The organism is Paenibacillus xylanexedens (assembly GCF_007680605.1).
Lineage (GTDB): Bacteria > Bacillota > Bacilli > Paenibacillales > Paenibacillaceae > Paenibacillus > Paenibacillus xylanexedens_B.
This window is the reverse complement of record NZ_VEIO01000001.1, coordinates 2,849,256-2,867,467: the sequence shown is the minus strand read 5'-3', so window position 1 is coordinate 2,867,467 and position 18,212 is coordinate 2,849,256. Positions and strand designations below refer to the sequence as shown.

At 46.4% G+C, this 18,212-nt stretch carries 18 protein-coding genes; all 18 read left to right on the top strand.

What is annotated here, in order from left to right:
• The first annotated feature begins 15 nt into the window (after nt 1-15).
• The 18 genes from FS818_RS12780 (at nt 16) to mtaB (ending at nt 18,122) form a co-directional block, all read left to right on the top strand.
• On the top strand, nt 16-372 hold the full coding sequence (locus FS818_RS12780) for a DUF3679 domain-containing protein (protein WP_145332177.1): 357 nt from the start codon (nt 16-18) through the stop codon (nt 370-372).
• A 146-nt stretch (nt 373-518) separates the two neighbouring features.
• The gene (gene lepA, locus FS818_RS12775) at nt 519-2,333 is read left to right on the top strand and encodes a translation elongation factor 4 (RefSeq protein ID WP_145332175.1); all 1,815 of its coding nucleotides are present in this window, start codon (nt 519-521) and stop codon (nt 2,331-2,333) included.
• Nucleotides 2,334-2,468: 135 nt separating this feature from the next.
• Nucleotides 2,469-3,653: a radical SAM family heme chaperone HemW gene (hemW, locus tag FS818_RS12770; RefSeq protein WP_145332173.1), complete on the top strand. Its 1,185-nt coding sequence runs from the start codon at nt 2,469-2,471 to the stop codon at nt 3,651-3,653.
• A 116-nt stretch (nt 3,654-3,769) separates the two neighbouring features.
• A complete protein-coding gene (locus FS818_RS12765) occupies nt 3,770-4,240 on the top strand; it encodes an N-acetyltransferase (RefSeq protein WP_090914803.1) in 471 nt (156 codons plus the stop codon).
• Between the two features lie 290 nt (nt 4,241-4,530).
• The gene (locus FS818_RS12760) at nt 4,531-5,433 is read left to right on the top strand and encodes a hypothetical protein (RefSeq protein WP_145332171.1); all 903 of its coding nucleotides are present in this window, start codon (nt 4,531-4,533) and stop codon (nt 5,431-5,433) included.
• 275 nt (nt 5,434-5,708) lie between these two features.
• Nucleotides 5,709-6,437 (top strand): response regulator transcription factor, encoded by a 729-nt coding sequence (locus tag FS818_RS12755; RefSeq protein ID WP_145332169.1) that lies wholly within the window; start codon nt 5,709-5,711, stop codon nt 6,435-6,437.
• A complete protein-coding gene (locus FS818_RS12750; RefSeq protein WP_145332167.1) occupies nt 6,434-7,777 on the top strand; it encodes a sensor histidine kinase in 1,344 nt (447 codons plus the stop codon). The genes FS818_RS12755 and FS818_RS12750 overlap by 4 nt, the downstream gene beginning before the upstream one ends.
• A 182-nt stretch (nt 7,778-7,959) precedes the next feature.
• Nucleotides 7,960-8,991, top strand: a complete 1,032-nt coding sequence (hrcA, locus tag FS818_RS12745; protein WP_145332165.1) for a heat-inducible transcriptional repressor HrcA — start codon at nt 7,960-7,962, stop codon at nt 8,989-8,991.
• A 48-nt stretch (nt 8,992-9,039) separates the two neighbouring features.
• Nucleotides 9,040-9,603: a nucleotide exchange factor GrpE gene (gene grpE / locus FS818_RS12740; RefSeq protein WP_145332163.1), complete on the top strand. Its 564-nt coding sequence runs from the start codon at nt 9,040-9,042 to the stop codon at nt 9,601-9,603.
• Between the two features lie 124 nt (nt 9,604-9,727).
• The gene (gene dnaK, locus FS818_RS12735; RefSeq protein WP_090914791.1) at nt 9,728-11,566 is read left to right on the top strand and encodes a molecular chaperone DnaK; all 1,839 of its coding nucleotides are present in this window, start codon (nt 9,728-9,730) and stop codon (nt 11,564-11,566) included.
• 134 nt (nt 11,567-11,700) lie between these two features.
• The gene (gene dnaJ / locus FS818_RS12730; protein ID WP_123062590.1) at nt 11,701-12,819 is read left to right on the top strand and encodes a molecular chaperone DnaJ; all 1,119 of its coding nucleotides are present in this window, start codon (nt 11,701-11,703) and stop codon (nt 12,817-12,819) included.
• A 215-nt stretch (nt 12,820-13,034) separates the two neighbouring features.
• Complete coding sequence (locus FS818_RS12725) at nt 13,035-13,403, top strand: hypothetical protein (protein ID WP_145332161.1); 369 nt, start codon at nt 13,035-13,037, stop codon at nt 13,401-13,403.
• Nucleotides 13,404-13,471: 68 nt separating this feature from the next.
• On the top strand, nt 13,472-13,651 hold the full coding sequence (locus FS818_RS12720; RefSeq protein WP_145332159.1) for a YfhD family protein: 180 nt from the start codon (nt 13,472-13,474) through the stop codon (nt 13,649-13,651).
• Nucleotides 13,644-14,042, top strand: a complete 399-nt coding sequence (locus tag FS818_RS12715; RefSeq protein ID WP_145332157.1) for a hypothetical protein — start codon at nt 13,644-13,646, stop codon at nt 14,040-14,042. The genes FS818_RS12720 and FS818_RS12715 overlap by 8 nt, the downstream gene beginning before the upstream one ends.
• A 169-nt stretch (nt 14,043-14,211) precedes the next feature.
• On the top strand, nt 14,212-15,177 hold the full coding sequence (gene prmA, locus FS818_RS12710; protein ID WP_145332155.1) for a 50S ribosomal protein L11 methyltransferase: 966 nt from the start codon (nt 14,212-14,214) through the stop codon (nt 15,175-15,177).
• Between the two features lie 3 nt (nt 15,178-15,180).
• Nucleotides 15,181-15,861, top strand: coding sequence for a site-2 protease family protein (locus FS818_RS12705; protein WP_145332153.1), 681 nt, complete (start codon nt 15,181-15,183; stop codon nt 15,859-15,861).
• 147 nt (nt 15,862-16,008) lie between these two features.
• Nucleotides 16,009-16,773 (top strand): RsmE family RNA methyltransferase, encoded by a 765-nt coding sequence (locus tag FS818_RS12700; protein WP_145332152.1) that lies wholly within the window; start codon nt 16,009-16,011, stop codon nt 16,771-16,773.
• A 2-nt stretch (nt 16,774-16,775) separates the two neighbouring features.
• Nucleotides 16,776-18,122: a tRNA (N(6)-L-threonylcarbamoyladenosine(37)-C(2))-methylthiotransferase MtaB gene (gene mtaB / locus FS818_RS12695; RefSeq protein WP_123062584.1), complete on the top strand. Its 1,347-nt coding sequence runs from the start codon at nt 16,776-16,778 to the stop codon at nt 18,120-18,122.
• Nucleotides 18,123-18,212: the final 90 nt, after the last annotated feature.

The following is an 18,212-nucleotide window of genomic DNA, read 5'->3' as shown; positions in this document are numbered from 1 at the left end:
AGGGAGATTTGCGAGATGTCCAGATTTGGCAAAAAAATGCTGTCTGTCAGTGTGCTTATGTTACTTGGTGTCTTGCTGGGTATGCAGTTGGCAGGCAGTGGTTTTCAGAATAACAACCCTGAGGAAAGTGTCCCCGTAGTGGCGACTACAGAAACCGCACCTGAGGAAAATAAAACGGTATCCACCGAGCCTGTGCAGACTGAGGTTAAAAAGCCGTTCGTTCCTGTCCAGACCCCGAGCCAGGTGCTTGGGGCGGACCAGCACAAGGCCTCTGTAGATGTGCTGGCGGAAAAAACGGCAGGGTTGCTACAAAACTTGTCAAACAGCGGCATCAAGTGGGTTGTCTCTCTTTTTGGCGGAGTAGATGAATAGAAGCAGACGGATTAAAGGTAAACTAACCCTTCGAAGCAAGCTTCAAGTAACTTTATTATAAAAGTTAAATCATCATGGGATTGATGCACCTTGAAGCAACTGTTATAATGAAGTGATTGACACTAGGCTGTTTCTGGGGGTAAGGAATGACTGACATTCGGGAAAGACAACGTAAAATTCGTAACTTTTCAATTATTGCACATATAGATCACGGTAAATCAACACTTGCGGACCGGATCTTGGAGTACACAGGTGCGCTGACATCACGTGAAATGCAGGAACAAGTACTGGATCAGATGGATCTGGAACGCGAACGCGGAATCACCATTAAACTGCAAGCAGTTGCCCTGAATTACAAAGCGGACGACGGTGAAGAGTACCTACTGAATCTCATTGATACGCCGGGACACGTAGACTTTACGTATGAGGTTTCACGTAGTCTTGCTGCATGTGAAGGGGCGCTTCTTGTCGTTGACGCGGCTCAAGGGATCGAAGCGCAAACACTGGCTAACGTATATCTTGCGCTGGATAATAATCTGGAGATTTTGCCGGTTATCAACAAAATCGACTTGCCAAGTGCTGACCCGGAACGGGTAAAGCAGGAAGTTGAAGATGTTATCGGACTGGATACCAGCAACGCTGTATTGGCTTCGGCCAAAGCTGGCATCGGGATCAAAGAAATTTTGGAGCAAGTGGTACAGAGTGTGCCCGCACCTGTGGGTGATCCGGATCAGCCGCTTAAAGCGCTGATTTTTGACTCGCACTATGACCCTTACAAAGGGGTTATCGTGTATGTGCGTGTTATTGACGGTAAAATCAAGTCGGGTTCCAAAATCAAAATGATGGCAACAAACAAATCGTTTGAAGTGATCGAAGTGGGAGCCTTCAAGCCGCGCATGACCATTGTGGACGAGCTGAACGTCGGGGATGTAGGCTTCATCGTTGCGGGTATCCGTCATGTCGGCGACACACAAGTCGGGGATACGGTTACTGATGCGAAAAATCCAACACCTGAACCACTTCCGGGTTACCGTAAAATCAATCCAATGGTATACTGCGGTCTGTATCCGATTGAGACATCGGACTATGTTGACCTACGTGAAGCATTGGAAAAGCTGCAGCTGAACGATGCATCGCTCAGCTTTGAGCCTGAGACATCCAGCGCACTAGGCTTTGGATTCCGTTGCGGATTCCTGGGACTGTTGCATATGGACGTTATTCAGGAGCGGATTGAGCGTGAGTTTAACATTCCGCTGATCACAACGGCTCCAAGCGTAATTTACCACGTAACGCTAACTAACGGCGAGCAGATTCAAATTGATAACCCATCCAACTATCCAGAGGTAGGCCGGATTGATTACGTTGAAGAGCCGTATGTTAAGGCTTCAATCATCGTGCCGAATGATTACGTGGGAACAATTATGGAGCTGTGCCAAAATAAACGTGGCGAATTTATCAATATGGAATATATGGACACCACACGGGTTACGATTACATATGAGATCCCGTTGTCCGAGATCGTATATGACTTCTTCGACCAATTGAAATCAAGCACCAAAGGTTATGCTTCGTTTGACTATGAGCTGTCCGGTTACCGCCAGTCCAATCTGGTGAAAATGGACATCCTGCTTAACGGCGAACAAGTCGATGCCTTGTCCTTCATCGTTCACAGAGATCGTGCATACAATCGCGGCCGTATCATCTGTGAAAAACTGCGCGAACTGATTCCGCGGCAAATGTTTGAAGTACCAATTCAAGCATCCGTGGGAACCAAGGTTGTTGCTCGTGAAACGGTTAAAGCGATGCGTAAAAACGTACTTGCCAAGTGTTACGGCGGTGACATCTCGCGGAAACGGAAACTGCTTGAGAAGCAGAAGGAAGGTAAGAAGCGGATGAAGCAGGTCGGTAACGTAGAGGTGCCACAAGAGGCATTTATGGCGGTACTGAAAATTGATGATTAATAATTTAATTTTGGGTACAGCACAGACTGTGTGTATCAAAATTGAATTACTCGTATTCAAACTATAATAAATCACCATTTTAGCTGAAAGGGAAGCCAACTGGCTTTCCTTTTTTCAAATCAAGGGGGACTTACCGTGACGCTTGCAGCACACAACCAGAAAACAGGTGCGCCCCAAGCGGTGTACCTTCACATTCCATTTTGTACAAATAAATGTTTTTACTGTGACTTTAATTCTTATGTTCTGAAGGATCAGCCCGTAATGCAATACTTGGAGGCGCTGGAACGGGAGATGGAGCATACCGTCAAGGCGAATCCGCCAGGGGAAATTAAAACGATCTTTGTCGGCGGCGGAACGCCAACCGCGTTGAAACCGGACGAGATGGCTTATTTCCTGCGTTCGGTCAAAACCTATTTTCCGAATTGGGCAGACGATATTGAATTTTCGATGGAAGCCAACCCGGGAACGACGGATGCCGAGAAGCTGGCCGCGATGAAAGAGGGCGGTGTGAACCGTGTCAGCTTTGGCGTACAGGCTTTTCAGAATGATCTGCTGACGGGCATTGGCCGGATTCATAATACGGATGATGTATACCGGAGCCTGGAAAATGCACGCAAGGCGGGACTGGATAACCTGTCGATTGACCTGATGTTTGGATTGCCAAACCAGACGGTGGAGATGTTGAATGAAAGTATCGACAAAGCGCTGGAACTGGATCTGAAACACTATTCGATCTATAGCCTGAAGGTAGAAGAAAATACACTTTTCCATACCCTGTATCAAAAAAATCAACTGCCTCTCCCGCATGAAGATGATGAGTTGCAGATGTATCTTCTATTAATGAAGCGCATGAAAGAAGCGGGTTATGAACAGTATGAGATCAGTAACTTTGCCAAACCAGGCTTCGAGAGCCGTCATAATATCACCTATTGGCGTAATGAGGATTATTACGGACTTGGTGCGGGTGCACACGGGTACGTAGGCCGTGAACGCCATATGAACATAAAGGGGATTAATCCTTATGTGGAAGCCTCGCGTGCAGGACTGCCACGTTTGGATCATTTCGAGATTGGCCGCGCGGAAGCGATGGAGGATTATCTAATGGTAGGACTCCGTATGCTGGAGGGAGCTTCATCTTCGAGATTCCACAACCAGTTTGGGGAATCCATGGAGGATGTATTTGCAAAACCGCTGGGCAAAATGTTGCATGCAGGATTGCTTGAGCGGACAGCAGACGGCTTTAAACTGAGTGAACAAGGCATTCTGTTCGGCAATGACGTTTTTGCCGAGTTTATCGGCTCGATATCGCTAAATTCGTAGCTTGAAATTCTATACGCTCTGTTGTATATTTATTCATATTGTTTTACAGGGCGTGTCAATTTCACAACTACGAAGCTAGCTTTCCTCGGAAAGCGTCGTTATAGGAGGAGAGCTGGATGTCGGTTATATGCAGGAAAGCTGTACCGGAAGATGTTGAACCACTGTTTGAAATGATTAAGGGATATGCAGAGCGTGGGATCATGCTTCCGCGTTCACGGGAAGTACTGCATCGGCAGCTGGAGCATTTTATTGTGGCTGAGGTGGATGGAGTGGTCGTAGGCTGCGGCTCATTATGTCGACTGGGCAATGATCTGGTGGAAGTAAGATCGCTGGGCATTTCAGAAGGGTATAAAGGGCTGGGCATCGGTTCCCGTCTACTTGACCGGCTTGTAGAAGAGGCGGAGAGACAACAGATTCCAAAGGTGATGGCACTCACGTATGAAGTTTCCTTTTTTCTGAAAAATGGCTTTGCTGTTGTGGAAAAAGAAATCTTCCCTGAGAAAGTATGGACGGACTGCGTTCATTGCAGCAAGCAGGATTGCTGTGACGAGATTGCGGTTCTCAAAGAACTGAATGTGTCAGCGTAGTATACGCTTATAAGAATAAAAAGATAAAAAGATAAAGATAAAGATCACAACCCAAGAAACCTAAGGTTTCAAAGGGCTTGTGGTCTTTTTTTATGCTCGTTTTTTCATATACTTTTCACACACTTATTCCATTATTCTCACACATCCTCTTGTTAAGATGAACTTACATAAGCGATCTGCAAAAAAACTTCACAGTGGAACAGTTGAAGAACATGGCTAAAAACAAGGTTTTCAACGTACGAAGCAGGGAGTATGCAGATAGCTCAATCTTAAGAATGAGGTGACCGATCATGAAAAAATGGACAAAACATGTAGCAGCTTTGGTAACAGCGATGAGTGTAATTGGTGGAGCAGGTAGTGCTTTTGCCGCAACGCCTGTTGTAAATTCCGTAAAACCGTCTGAAACACAAAAAGCTGGAGCATCGGCTAACTCAACGAGCCAATCTACAACAAAATCAACAACCACTCCAGCAGCCAAATCCACTGTTGCGCCGACAAAAACGACAGGAGCTAAAACGGCCCCTACCAAAACAACATCTACAACCAAGAAGGAAACAACAACTCACAAAGCGAGCGCAGTAACACATAAAGCCAAGAAGGCTACTCATAAAGCAAAAGTGGCGAAGCATAAAGCGAAAAAGGCTGTGCACAAATCAAAAGTAACTCACAAAGCAAAAAGAGCTTCTCATAAAACAGCCGCAATACATCACAACGGCAGAAAGGTTGCTCATAAAGCAAAAACAGTAACACATAAAGCAAAAGCAACGACACATAAAGCCAAAGCTGCGGCTCATAAAGCTAAACAGGCTTCACATAAAGCTTCTGCAACAGCAAAGGCTACTGCACATCAAGCAAAACAAACGGCACACAAAGCGAAAAAAGCTGCTCACAAAATCGCAGCACACAAAGCAACAGTTAAAAAAGCAACAGGAACCAAAACGCCAGTAGCTAAAACGACTGTAAACAAAACAACTACGCCAAAAACTGGAGTGAAAAAAACAACTGCTACAACTCCAAAAACAGCAACACATAAAACAGCGACCGTGAATACGCACAAAACACCAGTGGCAACAGCACACAAAACAGCAACGGCTACAACGCATAAAACAACAGCGTCTGCAACCAAAGCACCAGCCAAAACAAATGCTACAAATAAAAACGAAGCAGCAAAATCAAGCTCATCCCATAAATAAGAAATTGTGCTCTGATGCCCTCACTGTATCAGATCCAGTCCAATGATTTAACGCATCAGTGACATTTGATAAACGGCGCAATACAGGCGGAGCTCTCTTATGGGGAACTCCGTCTTTTCCATGTTAAGCCGGGTGTTTTTAACGATACGTTTGTAACGATACTTTAGCTGTTCACGAGAGTTTTGAAATTCGGGTACAGACTCTGTTACATTAGTAGTGACCTATTCAATAAAAAACATATCAGAAGTGTTATATTCATGCCGAGGTGAACGCCGATGCCGCATATTTTTGTAGTGGATGATGATCCGTATATACTGCAACTCATTGCAGGTTATTTGAAAAAGGAACAATATGAAGTGACCTCTTTTGCGCACGGCAGAGAGCTGGTCGGGGAAGTGCGCTTGAAAAAGCCAGACTGTTTGATTCTCGACATTATGATGCCAGGGGTTGACGGGCTTACACTCTTAACGGAACTGAGAACCTTCACTGAAATTCCCATTATTATGGTCTCGGCTCGAGGAGAGGAAATCGATCGTTTAAATGGGCTGGAACTGGGATGTAACGATTTTCTGAGCAAACCTTTCAATCCTCGTGAACTGGTTGCGAGAGTGAAAGGCATGCTTCGTTTGATACACAGCAGTCGCTTATCACAAGGGATTGAACTAAAAGAAACGGAGCGGCATCAGCCGAAGGACGGGTCGTATTTTAGCATAGGTAACGTGCAGATTTCAGAAGAATTCCGACGTGTCAATGTTAGTGGAGAAGAATTGGGTCTAACCGGAAGGGAATATGAGCTTTTGTTATTTCTTTCCCAACACCTGGACCGTCCCTTCAGCCGGGAACAGTTGATTCAGCAGGTTTGGAATTATGATTTTTACGGCGAAGTGCGTGTAGTGGATGATCTCGTGAAACGGATTCGTAAAAAACTTGCGCAGGTTCAAGCTACATTGACCATTGATACCGTGTGGGGGTTCGGCTATAAAGCAGCTGTACATACACGATGAAGACGATACGCAGCAAAATGCTGCTCGCTTTGTTTGCAAGTATGCTGGTTACAGTGGCGTTTACGGTACTGTTTTTTATACACCTCTTTGATGATATTTTGCTCAATCAGGTTAAGCAACAATTAAATGGACAAACGAAGAAGGCTGTTAAGATCATTCGTGTAGATGATCTGGAGGATCTGGACAATGACAGTTTTCGTTTTTTTATTAAAGATATTCTCTTTTATGCGGACTATTTTGTCATCGATGGAGATGATAAAATAGTCGCGTCGAGCAGCGCAGGTCGTGTAGGGATGAAATTGGAGGGTTTTCCGGGTACACACGAAGGTTATATGATTTTAAATGGAAAAAAGGTACTCTACAGTGAGGCAGAGCTGTCACATAAACAGTTTCGAGTGATCTTGTATTCTCCGCTATCGTCACTCAGGGCGATGTACATTCCGCTGTTTCGGACTACCCTTCTGTCGATTGCCGCAAGTTTTGTTGTCATTCTGTTGATAGGATTATTCGCCATATGGCGAACGGTACAGCCACTCAATCGGTTGAAAGAGGCTGTTAACAAATATGAACCAAACATGCCAGACAAAGAGCAATTCCTACAGGCTGACCATACAGAAATCGGCGAATTGATTCAGACCTTTCAATTAATGAGTAACAGAATAGATGACCATCATCGGCATCAGCTGGAGTTCTTGCAAAATGTATCACATGAACTTAAGACACCATTGATGTCCATTCAGGGCTACGTGTATGCCATTCAGGATCAGGTCGTATCCACGGATCAGGGGCTTGAAATTATTGCTACCCAGTCGCAACGTCTCATTGATATGGTTGGAAAGCTGATTCAGCTCTCCAGACTGGAAACGGTGGATGAGGAATGGCCTGTGACAGTCATTGATCTGAAAAACATGGCCGAAGAAGCAGTGTATCTGCTCATGCCAACTGCGCTTCAACGAGGAATACATTTGACAGCGGAAGCAAATTCGTTCATCGTGGAAACAGCAGGGGAGCAATTGTTTCAGATTCTGCTAAACTTGCTGCAAAATGCTGTGCGCCATACCGAAACGCAAGTGATATTAACATTGGAACTCTCTGCCGATGATCACGCGGACTGGATTTTTCATGTCGATGATGATGGACCAGGCTTGAATGAGCATGATGGGCAACATATTTTCCGTCGTTTTTATACAGGAAATAATGGTGTGACAGGATTAGGGTTAACCATTAGCAAGCAACTGGCAACGCGTCTCCATGCAGATTTGGTGTATAGTGATTCACCGTTAGGTGGGGCACGATTCAGTCTGAGACATTATCCCTCGGATCGAGAAATCCAGCATTAAGGTGCATAGTATACGTTATAAGTGAAGGTTATTCGCCTATACTATAAATAGATGGTTCCATTCCGCAAACTGACTTGACAATGATCATGTCAGTTTGGTATTTTTGTATTACCGATTAGCACTCATCTAACTGGAGTGCTAACGACATGGGGCAGTACAGTCAGAAGGAGGGAATACTCACCATGTTAACAGAGCGTCAACGAATGATTCTGAACGCTATAGTGGATGACTATATCCGTTCAGCTGAGCCCGTAGGGTCCCGAAGCATTTCCAAAAGAGGAGATGTTGGATACAGTCCGGCGACGATTCGTAATGAAATGGCCGACCTCGAAGAGATGGGTTTTCTCGAACAGCCGCATACTTCAGCTGGACGCATTCCTTCTCATAAGGGTTATCGATATTATGTCGACCATTTGGTTCCCTGGAATCAGGTGGAGCCGCAGGAACTGGATGATTTAAAGTCGTTTTTTGCAGAGAAGCTTAATGTTATGGAACAGGTTATTCAGCATGCCTCCAACATTTTGTCTCATATGACCAATTATACTTCGATTCTACTTGGACCTGAGGTCTTCCACACCTCACTGCGTCACTTCCAGTTGCTTCCGCTGAATGAGAATGAAGCTGTAGCTATTATTGTGACGAACACCGGTCAGGTGGAAAACAAGACAGTTCAGATCCCGCCCGAGATTTCGGTTGCTGAGATGGAGAATGTGGTTCGTCTGTTAAACACCAAATTGGTAGGCGTACCGATCTACAAGCTGAAGTCACGTCTTTATACCGAGCTGGGCCAAGAGATGGAGCGTCACATTACGCGTTATGAGGAAGTTATGCAGGTACTTAATAGCGCGTTTGACAATGAGCATGACAATCGTCTATTCCTCAGCGGTGCGACTAATATGTTGACACAACCTGAGTTCAGAGATGTAGAAAAGGTTAAGGACATTCTAGACTTGTTAGATGAGACACCAACATTAATGAAATTGATGATGCCAGTGCCCGGCGGGTCTGGAATTCAGGTGCGAATAGGCACAGAGAATGATCATGAGGCCTTTGCGAACTGTAGCTTGATTACAGCGTCGTATTCGTTGGACGGCGAGGCACTTGGTTCCATTGGAATTCTGGGACCAACCCGCATGGATTATGCACGTGTCATCCATATTCTAAATACATTATCCCGTGATCTTACAACGATGCTGACGACTCGCTTCAAATAAGCAACGGGAACGGGAATTACGATTCATTCTTATAAGGAGGTGAACATCTTGAAAGAGGAGCAATCATTCACAGAAGAACAAGAAGTAACAGCCGCTGAGCAGGAACCGGTCAATGAGGCTGCAGCTGCAGAAGCACAGGCTGAGGAGATAACAGATCAGGAGCAAAATGAGTTGTCACGTTTGAAAGCAGAGGCTGAGGAAACACAGCAACGTTTTGTACGTGCGCAAGCTGATTTTGATAACTTCCGTCGTCGCACGCAGAAGGAAAAAGAAGAGCTTGCCAAATACGCTTCGATGAAGCTGATCACCGAACTGGTTCCGGTTATGGATAATTTCGAGCGCGCTATGGCTACTGTACCGGAAGGTACGGAAACTGAATCTTTTGCCAAAGGATTTCAAATGATCTTGCGTCAATTGGAAGGCGTGCTGACAAATGAAGGACTGACTCCAATGGAAACCGTTGGACAACCGTTTAATCCTGAATTCCACCAAGCGATTATGCAAGTGGAGAGCGATGAGCATGAAGAAGGCATCGTTGTGGAAGAGGTTCAAAAAGGCTACATGCTGAAAGATAAAGTGCTTCGTCCGGCTATGGTTAAGGTTAGTTCTTAATCTAAGTGTACTAAATGGCGAAGTTTAATATACAGGTTTTATACACATAGAGCAGTTCACTGACTAACACAATAAGGCTGGCAAGTGCCTATTCATTTTAAATTGTCGAGGAGGAAATTTTCGGATGAGCAAAGTAATCGGTATTGACTTAGGAACAACCAACTCATGCGTAGCCGTTATGGAAGGCGGCGAGGCTGTAGTTATTCCAAACCCGGAGGGTGCGCGTACTACTCCTTCTGTTGTAGGTTTCAAAAAAGATGGCGAGCGTGTCGTTGGTGAAACAGCGAAACGTCAAGCGATCACGAACCCGGATCGTACGATCATTTCCATTAAGCGTCACATGGGTACATCCCACAAAGAAACGATCGACAGCAAAGATTATTCCCCACAAGAAATCTCTGCAATCATCCTGCAAAAACTGAAAGCTGATGCAGAGGCATATCTGGGGCAAACGGTAACTCAAGCGGTTATCACCGTTCCAGCTTATTTCAATGACAGTCAACGTCAAGCGACGAAAGACGCAGGCAAAATCGCAGGTCTGGAAGTACTTCGTATCGTCAACGAGCCAACAGCGGCAGCTTTGGCTTACGGTATGGAAAAGTCCGAAGATCAAACGATTCTCGTGTATGACTTGGGTGGCGGTACGTTTGACGTATCCATCCTGGAACTGGGCGATGGTTTCTTCGAAGTTAAAGCGACTAGTGGCGACAACCAACTGGGCGGTGACGACTTTGACCAAGTCATCATCGACTATCTCGTAAATGAATTCAAAAAAGATCAGGGTATTGATCTGAGCAAAGATAAAGCAGCGGTACAACGTTTGAAAGATGCAGCGGAAAAAGCAAAAAAAGAGCTTTCCGGCGTATTGACTACAACGATTTCCCTGCCGTTCATCACGGTTGCTGACGGCGTTCCTCAGCACTTGGAATTAAACCTGAGCCGTGCGAAATTCGAAGAGCTTTCTGCTGGTCTGGTTGAGCGTACGCTTGAACCAACTCGCCGTGCGTTGAGCGATGCGGGCATGACACCTAACGATATCGACAAAATCGTATTGGTTGGTGGTTCCACTCGTATTCCTGCCGTACAGGAAGCGATCAAAAAACTGACAGGTAAAGAGCCGCACAAAGGCGTTAACCCGGACGAAGTTGTTGCCTTGGGTGCAGCTGTACAAGCGGGCGTACTGACAGGTGACGTGAAAGACGTCGTATTGCTGGACGTAACTCCGCTGTCCCTGGGTATCGAAACTGCTGGTGGCGTATTTACGAAAATGATCGAGCGTAACACGACGATCCCTACAAGCAAATCTCAAGTATTCTCCACTTATGCAGATAATCAACCTAGCGTTGAGATTCACGTCCTGCAAGGTGAGCGCGAGATGGCAGCTGGCAACAAAACGCTTGGTCGCTTCATGCTGGGAGATATCCCGCCAGCACCACGCGGTGTGCCGCAAATCGAAGTTAGCTTCGATATCGATGCCAACGGTATCGTTAACGTGTCTGCAACAGACAAAGGTACAAACAAAACGCAAAAAATTACAATTACTTCTTCCAGCGGTCTGAGCGATGCGGAAGTTGAGCAAATGATGAAAGATGCTGAACTTCATGCCGAGGAAGATAGAAAACGTAAAGAGCTTGTGGAAGCGAAAAATAGTGCGGACCAATTGATCTACTCTGTAGACAAAACAATTAAAGATCTTGGTGAAAAAGCAGATGCAGGCGAAGTAGAAAAAGCAAATGCTGCCAAAGAAAAATTGCAAGGCGTACTGGCTTCCGACAACCTGGAAGACATCAAAGCCGCTACAGAAGAACTGACCGAGATTGTTCAACAGTTGTCTGTTAAATTGTATGAGCAAGCTCAAGCTGATGCACAAGCGACTCAAGGTGCCGAAGAGCAACAAGGTTCTGCTAAACGTGACAACGTCGTAGACGCTGATTACGAAGTTGTGGACGAAGATAAAAAATAATTAATTCGCCATAGTCTGCGAGTTAAAACATCGGTGACGTTCGGATTAAAGGGAAAGTCATAGCCGGGGCTCCCGTGCTTTGACTTTCCTTTTGTCACGATGTGCGATAAGGTGAATGTTATGGGGGTGGAAGAGTGGCTGAAAAACGTGATTACTATGAGGTGCTCGGCGTAAGCAAAAATGCAAGCGACGAGGAAATCAAAAAAGCTTACCGTAAGCTGGCCCGTCAGTATCACCCTGACGTGAACAAGGCGGCAGATGCGGAGGCCAAGTTTAAAGAAGTAAAAGAAGCTTATGATGTCGTAAGTGACAGCCAGAAGCGTGCTCAGTACGACCAATATGGTCACATCGATCCGAATCAAGGTGGATTTGGCGGTGGAGACTTTGGTGGCGGCGGCTTCGGCGACATCTTTGATATGTTCTTTGGCGGTGGTGGCGGGCGCCGTGACCCGAACGCTCCGCAGCGGGGGAACGATTTGCAATACACCATGACGATTGAGTTCAAGGAAGCTGTATTTGGCAAGGAAACGGATATTACGATTCCGCGTACGGAAGGCTGCGATACTTGTCACGGTTCAGGTGCCAAACCAGGAACGAAGCCGGAAACATGTACGGTCTGCAAGGGTAGTGGACAACAGGAAGTCGTTCAGAATACACCATTTGGTCGTATGGTAAATCGCCGCGCTTGTTCGAACTGTAGCGGTACCGGACAGATTATCAAAGAAAAATGTACAACGTGTAGCGGTAGCGGTAAAGTTCGCAAACAGCGCAAAATCAATGTTCGCATTCCAGCTGGTGTGGATGACGGTGCACAGTTGCGTATGACAGGTGAGGGTGAAGGCGGTCTGCGCGGTGGTCCTGCAGGTGACCTGTACATTGTTATTCGTGTGAAGTCCCATGACTTCTTCGAGCGCGAAGGCGATGACATCTACTGTGAAATTCCGTTGACGTTTGCTCAAGCCGCGCTCGGAGACGAGATTGAAATCCCGACACTGACCGAGAAAGTGAAGCTGAAAATTCCGGCGGGTACACAAACCGGAACGTATTTCCGTCTCAAAGGCAAAGGCGTGCCACGCCTGCGCGGTATGGGACAAGGGGATCAGCATGTGAAGGTTGTCGTGGTTACACCAAGTAAGCTGAATGACGAACAGAAAGATCTGCTTCGTCAAATTGCTGCACTGGATGGCGAACAAACCCATGAGCATGAGCAATCGTTCTTTGATCGAGTAAAACGCGCCTTTCGCGGCGACTGATTCATATATGAAGTAGTTATGAGAACACCATCGATGATCTTTGATGATCGATGGTGTCTTTTTTTTGTGAATTAGTTTGCTTCGCAGTGTTCCCAAGTGTCTCCACATGTTAGAAATTCGGTATATTCTGGGCTTCCTTGCGGAAAGATAGCATGGCGGGAACGATCTGTGAAATAGATACAGATTGACAGAATTACAGGAAGCAGGTGAAGCGAATGACGGAAAAAAATATTTTGGCCTATTTTCATAGCCCTGAGCAGGCACAGGGAGCGGTCAAAAAATTGGAGGCGCTGCGAGTGGAAGACTTGTCTGTTAATCGTTTTAGCCGTTATGCGGGTGTTGGACCAAGCGGAGCCTCTTATAAACCAGGTATCTCCGGCAGTTACTCATCATGGATACCTGATGCGATGCAAATGAGTGCCAGCTCAGGCATTATGGCTGCGGCAGACCCTGCTGCAAGCGGAATGAGTGATGGCGGACAAGGAGGCCCTACAGGCAGGGACATCCTATTAACTGTCGTTGTGGATGAAGAGGTGCATCACCGAGCGATGTCGATTATTGAACAAGCCGGTGGAATGATCTGATTTGAGCAATAAGATCATTTACACAGCAACGGAGAGGACAGAAAAAATACTAAGGGAGGAAGAACAACATGGCTAATCGACAACGACCAGGTGAAATTTTAACAAAAACGGAAAAGATGAAACGTCTGCAGTCTGCGAAAAATGAGGATGTGGAGTTCAGCGCGGAAGCGGCCGATCACGAGGATATCGAAGCTTTGCGCCGCGGTGAGGCGGCGGATCGTCGCCAGGGAAGAGAAATTCATGACTGAAGATCGCTCGGCGGTCACACTAGAGGCTGTATTTACGAGTTGGTCTGAAGCTGAATCTGCACGCAGAGCTCTGGAGTTGTTACATCCGAACCAGCTACGCATCGAGAGTCTGCGTGAGCATGCAGGGAAAGCTGAGTCAAATCATATTAAGGGAGAAGAGCATTCACCAACAGCGGTTGTTGGCGGCTTCAGCGGCGAGCTGAATGTACTCGCTCTAATCAGTGATGAGACCGAGATGTTATCGGGAGGACAGGTGCATGACCATACACCAGAACCAGAAGATGTAGCGCGAAATATAAGTCAGGGCATTTTGCTGACGGTATCCGTTTCTCACGATTCTTTACCGCAAGCTGCAGAGATGATCACACAGAACGGTGGACGTTTTTATTAGTTGTGCTCATGAGAAGGAACGACAAGCACCAAAAAATGGGACAGGATATTCGAGCGATTTGACCGCGGATATCCTGTTTTGTTTTCTTTTGTGAGTATGCTTTGTGCTCCGGCTTGCATGTGTAGTACAATAGTTGGGATGTTTGAATAATGAGGAGGCAAAACCACGTATGTTATGGCATGAACTAACAATACATACCACAGAAGAAGCTGTGGAGATGATTTCGAATTTTTTGCATGAAGCGGGCGCCGGAGGGGTGTCAATTGAAGAGTCCGGCACTTTAAATAAAAAACGGGATACGACGTATGGCGAGTTATATGACGTTCCTTTGAATGATATTCCCGAAGGTTTTGCGGTCATCAAAGGATATTTCTCCGAAGGTACAGACATGGTTGCCTTGCAGGCAGAAGTAAACCCGAGAATTGAAGAATTGTCCGAGTTTGGTATTGATGCCGGGGAGATTCGTTACGAAACACGTACGGTTGATGAAAATGACTGGGCAACGGCTTGGAAACAATACTTCAAACCTGTGCGCATATCCGATCGTTTGACGATCAAGCCAACATGGGAGGAATATACGCCGGAGAGCACAGATGAGAAAATAATTGAGCTGGACCCCGGAATGGCTTTTGGTACAGGTACGCATCCAACGACAACACTCTGTTTGCGTACACTGGAAAATGTGATCCAGGGTGGCGAGGAAGTGATAGATGTGGGTACGGGTTCCGGTATTCTGTCTATCGGCGCGATACATCTGGGTGCAAAGCATGTACTCGCACTTGATCTTGATCCGGTTGCAGTAACAAGTGCGATGGAAAACGTGGAGCTGAACAAGATGCAGCAGCAGATTACGGTCAAAGAAAGTGACCTGTTGTCTGTGCTTGGAAGTCAGGACCCTGCTCTGGGTGTCAAGTTGCCAGTCCAAATTATTGTAGCTAACATCTTGGCTGAAGTTATTTTGTTATTCGTTGATGATGTGTACAACGCGCTGGAGTCGGGCGGAATTTATATCGTTTCGGGTATATGGAAGAACAAAGAGCAAGTTGTACATGATGCACTGGTGGCATCGGGATTTGAAGTTCGTGCGATCGAGCGTGAAGAGGACTGGCTAGCCTTTGAAGCCAGAAAGAGGTAGTTTATGGATTTCTTGGATCGGATCTTCCGTCTTCCGCTGGATCAATTGCCGTTCTTCCTGGTGACCATTCTGATTTCATTTACGGTTCATGAATTTTCGCATGCGTATTTTGCGAACAAATTCGGTGATCCAACAGCCAAGTTGCTTGGAAGGGTCACCTTGAATCCGGTGGCGCACTTTGACCTGCTTGGGGTGCTTTTGCTTGTCATTGCAGGTTTTGGATGGGCACGTCCCGTACCTGTAAACCGTGCGAACTTTGACAAACCGAGGCTCATGGGAACGATTGTTTCTGTAGTGGGCCCATTGAGCAATCTGCTGCTGGCTATTATCGGGGCAGTGATCTATGGAATATTGTTTGGATCAGGCGTGCTGGGGAACATTGAAAATGAGCGGGTAGTCACGGCTGTGATGACATTTTTGCCGATGTTCAGTGTCACGAACTTTTTCCTGTTTATGTTTAATCTCATCCCGCTACCACCGCTGGACGGTTACCGTATTCTTGAAGATGTGTTGCCGCCTTCAATCAGCCGCAAGCTGCAAGGTGTGGAACAATGGTCCATCATTGTTTTCCTATTGATCTTAATTATTCCGCCATTACAGGCAGTCACAATTCAACCGCTATATCTGTTTGCCAACGACATGTACCGGGATTTGGTTGGTCTCGTTATTGAATTATATCTTTAAATATAAGTTCACAAATGGTCAGTAATCGAACCGTAATGCTGGTCATAAGCACATAAAAGTTGTATGATCATCTGTGGCGATTGGATTCTTGCCTGCTTCCAGCAGGAAGAATTCCAGTCATAACAGGAAAGAATGGGTGGACAACATATGCAGCGATATTTTGTATCTGCAGAGCAGTTCAGTGAACATGCAGTGGTGATAACAGGCGACGATGCCCGTCATATCGGCAAAGTCATGCGCGGCAAACCCGGTGACAAGCTGATTGTCAGTGACGGAAGCTCCAGAGAAGCATTGGTCGCCATCGATAGTATTGAAACAGGGGAAGTAAAAGCGACTATTCTGGAACCGCTGGTTATGGATCGCGAAGCAAGGTTGAATGTAACGGTAGCACAAAGCTTGCCCAAAGGGGACAAGATGGAGACGGTCATTCAGAGATGTACGGAGATCGGCGCCGTATCCTTTGTGCCTTTTCTATCCGAACGTACGATTGTGCAATATGATGCCAAGAAGGAAGGCAAACGTCTGGAGCGTTGGCGGAAAATCGCCAAGGAAGCTGCTGAACAGAGCCATCGTAATCGCATTCCAACCGTTGAGCAGCCGCTTTCCTGGAAAGGGCTGTTATCTTCTTTTGGGGACTACGATCTGGTATGTTATTGTTATGAAAAAGAAGACGGCAAACAGATTAGAGATGTTCTGAAGCCGTTTGTGGAACAGCTTGGTCCTGATGCAGGGGCGAATGTGTTGATTGTTGTTGGACCTGAGGGCGGATTTTCCGAGAAGGAAACAGCTCAAGCCGATGAGGCAGGTGCGATATCTGTTGGACTGGGCAAGCGCATTTTGCGAGCCGAGACGGCTGGTATGGTTGCACTAACTTGTGTTTTATATGAATCTGGAGAAATGGGGGGAATGTAATTATGCCATCCGTGGCGTTTTACACCTTGGGCTGCAAAGTTAACTTTTATGATACAGAAGCGATCTGGCAATTGTTCAAAAACGAGGGCTACGAACAGGTAGACTTCGACGAACAGACTGCCGATGTCTATTTGATTAATACGTGTACCGTAACGAATACGGGTGATAAAAAGAGTCGTCAAATTATCCGCCGTGCCATCCGTCGCAATCCGGATGCGATAGTAGCGGTAACCGGATGTTATGCACAGACATCTCCTGCCGAGATACTGGATATCCCTGGTGTGGACCTGGTCATCGGAACCCAGGATCGGGATAAAATTTTGCCATACGTCAATGAAATTCAGGAATCCCGTCAGCCGGTTAACGCGGTGCGTAACATTATGAAAACACGTGTTTTTGAAGAAATGGATGTACCGGATTTCGCGGACCGTACGCGTGCGTTCCTCAAAATTCAGGATGGTTGCAACAACTTCTGTACCTTCTGCATCATTCCGTGGTCCCGTGGTCTTTCACGTAGCCGTGAGGCAAACAGCATTGTTCAGCAGGCACATCAGCTCGTACAAGCGGGTTACAAGGAGATTGTCCTGACAGGTATTCATACAGGCGGGTACGGAGATGACATGGAAAACTATGATCTGACCGACCTACTGTGGGATTTGGACAAAGTGGAAGGTCTGGAACGTATCCGGATCAGTTCGATTGAAGCAAGTCAGATCGATGACCGGATGCTGGATGTGATCAAGCGTTCGGATAAACTGGTTCGTCATTTCCATATTCCGTTGCAGGCAGGAGATGACACCGTTCTGAAACGTATGCGCCGCAAGTATACAACGGAAGAGTTCTATAACAAAATGTTGCGTATACGTGAGGCCATGCCGGATGTTGCGATCACGACCGATGTTATCGTTGGTTTCCCGGGCGAAACAGATGAGATGTATCGTAACGGTTACGAGTTGATGCGTAAAATCGGTTTCTCGGAAATGCACGTATTCCCGTATTCCAAACGTACAGGGACTCCGGCAGCACGCATGGAGGATCAAGTGGATGAGGAAATCAAAAATGCACGGGTGCATGAATTGATTGAGCTGTCTGAGCAGATGCAACTGGAGTATGCTGAGAAATTCGTTGGACAAGTGCTCGAGGTTATTCCTGAAGGTGAAGCAAAAGGCCGCGAAGGCAGTGGCAAGTTGCACGGATACAGTGACAACTACATTCAACTGGTGTTCGATGGAACGCCGGATATGGTAGGTAAGGTGTGCCGCGTGAAGTTGACCGAAGCCGGTGCGAATGAAAGCCAAGGTACGCTGGTTCGTGTGCTGGAAGAAAATGTGAAACCCGCCGCGATGTAATTCAGGCGCTATGTACAAGGATTTCATTTCCTTGGGGAAAATACCCGGGGAGATGAGGTCCTTCTTTGCCAAGAAAAGAAATTGAAGTCA